This is a genomic window from Microcoleus sp. PH2017_05_CCC_O_A (genome assembly GCF_020738785.1).
In the GTDB taxonomy this organism is placed as follows: Bacteria; Cyanobacteriota; Cyanobacteriia; order Cyanobacteriales; family Microcoleaceae; genus Microcoleus.
In genome coordinates, this window is the sequence record NZ_JAEQCB010000255.1 from 1 (window position 1) to 4,823 (window position 4,823).

3 protein-coding genes and 1 pseudogene are annotated in these 4,823 nt (G+C 45.1%); 2 read left to right on the forward strand and 2 right to left on the reverse strand.

Annotation, left to right across the window (positions count from 1 at the left end; translation table 11 throughout):
* Together JGK20_RS33125 and JGK20_RS33130 are read left to right on the forward strand one after the other, a co-directional pair.
* Positions 1 to 142, forward strand: a pseudogene (locus JGK20_RS33125) (DUF4079 domain-containing protein); the annotation flags it as partial.
* Between the two features lie 314 nt (positions 143 to 456).
* Complete coding sequence (locus JGK20_RS33130; RefSeq protein ID WP_293233652.1) at positions 457 to 2,148, forward strand: NAD(P)H-quinone oxidoreductase subunit 4; 1,692 nt, start codon at positions 457 to 459, stop codon at positions 2,146 to 2,148.
* A 2-nt stretch (positions 2,149 to 2,150) separates the two neighbouring features.
* Here the strand turns inward: JGK20_RS33130 and JGK20_RS33135 are convergent, their stop codons facing one another.
* A complete protein-coding gene (locus JGK20_RS33135; RefSeq protein ID WP_293208304.1) occupies positions 2,151 to 2,435 on the reverse strand; it encodes a hypothetical protein in 285 nt (94 codons plus the stop codon).
* Positions 2,436 to 2,932: 497 nt separating this feature from the next.
* Positions 2,933 to 4,576 (reverse strand): NB-ARC domain-containing protein, encoded by a 1,644-nt coding sequence (locus JGK20_RS33140; protein ID WP_293208306.1) that lies wholly within the window; start codon positions 4,574 to 4,576, stop codon positions 2,933 to 2,935.
* Between the last annotated feature and the right edge of the window lie 247 nt (positions 4,577 to 4,823).

Sequence of the window (4,823 nt, forward strand, 5' to 3'; positions counted from 1 at the left end):
CATCTTGAACTCGATCGCTGTATTGCTCTTTTTGGGACAAGGAATGACCGGAACCAGGGATTTGTTGGAAATTCCCCTGAGTTGGCAGAAACCCTATATCTATAGCTGTGACTTCCCCAATAAGACTTGCCCAAAGCCTTGAGCGATCGCATTACTTGGACAGTCCTGGACACAACTGGCACTCTGATAGTGGTTGATTTTAGGTACGTAGTTGCGCTTCAGCGCTCTTTCATGTTGTGGAAAAGAGCGCTGAAGCGCAACAACGTACCTTTTCATGTAAAAAAAATTAATCTGAAAAAACTCTTGACATTTGCCGCAGCTTATGGGTAGATTTTTCCTCCCGGTATTCGTAGAAAAAAATATTTGCAAATCTTAAGTTTTTATTAAAATTAAGTATTACAATAGTCGTAACTTTCAACTAAGTATTTATTCTCAATATCATGATAGCGGATCAATATGCTACCCCTCGTAGCTGCCCTCGCCATCCCTTTTCTGCCCGATACAGACGGCAAAACTGTGCGTTGGTATGCCCTGGGCGTAGGCATTGCAGATTTTGTATTAATGTGCTGGGTGTTTTGGACGCACTACGATCCGAGCATCTCCACTTTCCAAATCGTCGAGAAATATTCCTGGATACCCTCTTTAGGCCTCAACTGGTCTGTTTCGGTTGATGGGCTGTCAGTTCCGCTGGTGTTATTGGCGGGATTGGTGACGACACTATCTATTTTTGCTGCATGGGAAGTCGATCGCAAGCCGCGACTTTTCTACTTCCTAATGCTGGTGATGTACTCGGCACAAATCGGAGTATTTGTCGCCCAAGACATCATGCTGCTGTTCATTGTTTGGGAATTAGAACTAATTCCGGTGTACTTGCTAATCTCGATTTGGGGCGGACAAAACCGTCGCTACGCAGCCACCAAATTCTTGATTTACACCGCCGGCGCTTCTATCTTTATTCTCGTCGCTGCCTTAGCAATGGGATTCTACGGCGGAGGAAACGTTACCTTCGACATGGTAGAACTGGGCTTGAAGGACTATCCGCTAGGTTTAGAAATCCTACTTTATGCGGGATTGTTTATTGCCTTCGGCGTGAAACTCGCGATTTTCCCCTTTCACACATGGCTGCCTGATGCCCACGGTGAAGCATCTTCTCCTGTGTCGATGATTCTGGCCGGCGTGCTGCTGAAAATGGGCGGCTACGGACTGATTCGCTTGAATTTGGAACTTCTTCCGAAAGCACACGTTTACTTTGCACCGATTATGGCGGTGCTCGGCGTAGTTAACATTATCTACGGCGCGCTGAATTCCTTCGGCCAAACCAACATGAAGCGCCGACTTGCGAATTCGTCGATTTCTCACATGGGATTCGTGTTGTTGGGTATTGCTTCCTTCACGGATTTGGGAATCAACGGGGCGCTGCTGCAAATGATTTCCCACGGTTTGATCGCCTCAGTATTGTTTTTCCTGGCTGGCGTGACTTACGATCGCACCCATACCATGATCATGGACGAGATGGGCGAGATTGGAAAAGTGATGCCAAAAGTGTTTGCTTTGTTTACAGCAGGCGCGATGGCTTCTTTAGCACTCCCCGGGATGAGCGGTTTTGCTAGCGAATTATCAGTTTTTGTGGGCGTCGCAACTAGCGATATGTACGGTACTTCTTTCCGCGCAGTAATAGTGTTCCTGGCGGCAGTGGGACTGATTTTGACACCGATTTATTTGCTCTCGATGCTGCGACAGTTATTTTACAACTGTGGAACATTGGCAGCTTGCGATCTAGAAGATCTAGATTTGCGGAATCAGCGAAACAATCTGGATGAAGCGGTTTGTTTCGGTAATAGTTGCGTTTTGCCTGGTGATGCAAAGTTTATCGATGCTCAACCTCGCGAAGTGGCGATCGCATTTTGCTTCTTGATCCCGATTGTCGGCATTGGTTTTTATCCGAACATGGCGATGCAGGTTTACGACGCGAAGACTGTGGCTGTTAACGCCGAAGTCCGCCAATCTTACACCCTCATCGTTCAACAAAATCCTCAGATTTATGCGAAGGGATTTTTGGCACCCAAAATTGCACAGGCTCCAACAGTACCTGCTTTGGGCAAAATTACCGGATCTGAATCTGCATCGGTTTTGGGTATTGTCAAATAATTTTATCCAATTCTGTTTTTGCTGAAAATTGGGCGATCGCTTTTGTTAAAGGGCGATCGTTTTTTTGTTGCATAAGGCAGTTGACAGTTGACAGTTGACAGTTGACAGTTGACAGTTGACAGAATCGTAGGGTGCGTCGCCATCGAAAATTTATCGGGAAAAATCGACAATCTCATAGATCCGCACCACGCACCGGGAGCATCAAGCGCGATCGCACTATCATAAAAAATGCTTTTTTCAAAAATGAGATGCTCCCGACGCACCTGAGACTTCTTGCGCTCATTCACAAACTATTTTGATTTGAAATGAATCTGCGTCGATCTGTATTTATTTGATTGACATTTGCGGTTGACCTATCATATCATTTCATTTCAGGTCGATCGCCATAACAAAAACGGTTCGTAGTGCGGACTTAAGTCCGCAGCCGGAGAGCGGACTTAAGTCCGCACTACGAACCGATGAAGTTTATTATACGATTGACAAAAACTATGGCGGCAAAACAATTTTTTCCCTTGTTTTCTCAAATATCGTTTAAGGTGCATTGCCGTCAGATTGTCGATTGAATTTACCAGAAATAATTGGTTGAAAGCCGGAACACGAGTGAGGGAGAAATTTAAATCAGACTATTCATTACTCCAATCCTCTTCCTTCTAGGTAGATGTCGCTCTCAAACTGTCAACTGTCAACTGTCAACTGTCAACTGTTGAAGGATTTTTTAGGGCGACACACCTACAAATACTATTGCAGTATTTTGCATAATTGGTGTAATTTGCCGGATCTGATACTAGCGCCGAATTCCTAAAATAATCTGAGCTAAATTTTCCCTAGCATATCCCACCTCAAGCATCGATTTATCTTCCAGCCCCGAGGCAACTTTCGTCAGGATATTTAGCGGTTCTTCCGAACCTACAGTTTTCAGAAACAACACTTGCAGCCGATTTTTAACTAATTCTACAATTGAGCGACTGCGAGCCTCTTTACTTTCTTTTTGTTGAGCAACACTCCTACTAAGATTGTGAGTTTTTAACAGCCACATTCTTTCTATTCCTTGCATTTTGACGGTCTCCAAAACCTCCGCTTGAATCTGCTCGACTAATCTTTCACTTACATATTGCACGATTAAAGGCTTCAGCCTAAAAACAGTTTGCCCGCTCTCACTTATTTTTTCGATTAGAAAGCGACGGCCGAGAGAATCGAGATTTTTTACCAAATCAGAAAGAGACGAATTGACTAACATCTGCTCTCGCAAACTCGCTAGGGAAATCGGACTTTGAGCAATAGCCAGCCAGTAGGAAATCTCTTGTTCTGAATTTGACATTCGATCGAACTGCTGCGCGAGTAAATTGCTGATGTGTTCTTCAATAAATAACGCCGTCGCTTCCAAAAACTTGACAACATTTCCTTCAAAAAACTCGTTAATCGTTGTTGCCACAATCTTGATTGCTAACAGATTGCCTCCGTACCGGGCTAACAAGATTTCCCATTCTCTATCTTGGGCGGACAAACCTTTTTCTTTGAAAATATCTCGGGCTATTTCCTCGGAAATAGCAGGCTTTAAAAACCGCACTTTTTCTCCAGCTAGCAAAGCCATTTCCGTAGGTTCTTCGGCACTAACTAGGACAAAACAGCTCTGGTGATTGACTTCACACAGCCGCACAATTAAATCTCGATATCCTTCACAGCCTTCGCGGTAATGTCCCGCTAGTTCTTCTGGTTTGAGCACTGCTTCAAAATCGTCTAAAATTATCAGACAGCGCTGCTGGCGCAGATACTCGACTAGGCGCGAAATTTTGCCGTTAAAGTCGATCGCCTGCGAGGGCTCCGCTAACGGCAGAGCGGACTTTTGTTGGTTAGCAAAAAGTTGAATTAAGCTAGTGAGGAAGTCGGATGCTGTTGGTGCCGATCGCAGCGATCGCCAAATCACAAAATCAAACTCATGCTGTACCTGTTTTGCCAACTGCACCGACAGAGTTGTTTTCCCACTACCAGCCAAACCCAGCAGCGCTACTACGCGACAATTATCGGATACAATCCACTGCTTTAAAGTAGTTAATTCTTCAGTCCGCCCGTAAAAAACTGCCACATCCGGTGCTTGGTCCCAATCTTCTTGTCGCCGTCCTATCGGCGTTTTGAATAGAGATCCTTTACCTTGACTAAAATCAATCGAGCCCTCCTCCGTGTGGTAAGAAAATAGCAACTGATGCCTCAATTCCGAGAGCTTTCCAGGGCCATTCCCCGCGATCTGAAACTTTTTGTAAACTTCGCCTAGTCTTTTGCGAACGGCGATATCGCTAATGCCAAGCTTGGTTGCGATGGTAGCCGTAGATTGACCGTCGAGAGCCATAAACACAGTCTCTAACTCGGCATCTGTGACACCGCGCTCTTTCGCGATCGTTTGCACAAAGTTTTGAGGAATCGGAGTAGTCAAGGTAGGAATCTCGCCTCTACTAAAAATCTATCTTCTATTATATTCTCTGAGTTCTCGCGGGCAAACAATTGAATGCGTCAATTTTCAGCTTGCTTGTCGGTCTTGGAGGGCCGTTTGAGATATTTATAGCTGGTAAAAGTATAGTCATCTATTACATGACATGGGAGGCTTCCAGTCCCTCCCCTTTCGCTTTCACTTCGAGCGGATTGACCCGCCTTGGCTGAACTACGCAGCTCTCTATCCCATT